Here is a 651-nt window from a genome sequence, read left to right on the forward strand (position 1 = left end):
TTCGATGATGGTCATGTGCCCGCCGCAACATGGGCATGGCGGGCGATGATCGGGCGGTTCTTCCGGTTCGGTGTCGGTCTCTTCAATCTGCGCGGCGACGCCCAGCAGCCTGTGGGCCAGCGCCATGGCCTCCTTGTGGGTTGAACTGGCAAGCAGCCCGTAATGCCGGATGCGGTGGAAGCCGCGCGGCAGGACGTGGATCAGAAAGTGGCGGATGAACTCGTCGGTAGCCAGCGTCATGACCTGCTGGCGTTCGGCGCCATCGCGGCGATAATCCTTGTACCGGAACGTCACGCCGGTCTCGTCGAAGCCGATGAGCCGCCGGTTCGAGATCGCGACGCGGTGGGTGTAGCGCGAGAGATAGGCCAGCACCGCCTGTGGCCCGGCAAAGGGTGGCTTGGCATAGACCACCCAGCGCTTTTTCCGGATGGGCGACAGATGCCGCAGGAAGGCCTTGCGCGCGGCTAGGCCTGTCAAGGCGTTGAAGAAACCGAGCTTACCAGCGTCGAACAACGCCAGCAGGCGCGTGAGGAACAGCCGGCGGAACAACGCGCCCAGCACGCGCACCGGCAGCAGGAAGGCGGGGCGGGACGAGACCCAGTGCGTGCCATCCAGCGCGATGCCGCCGCCGGGCACGATCATGTGCACATG

1 protein-coding gene is annotated in these 651 nt (G+C 65.7%); it reads right to left on the bottom strand.

Going from position 1 to position 651, the window contains the following annotated elements; translation table 11 throughout:
- The coding region (locus HGI47_RS22125; RefSeq protein ID WP_206066370.1) for a transposase at positions 1-651 on the bottom strand (651 nt) is incomplete at both ends.

The sequence above is a fragment of the Novosphingobium sp. ERN07 genome (assembly GCF_012641335.1).
In the GTDB taxonomy this organism is placed as follows: domain Bacteria; phylum Pseudomonadota; class Alphaproteobacteria; order Sphingomonadales; family Sphingomonadaceae; genus Novosphingobium.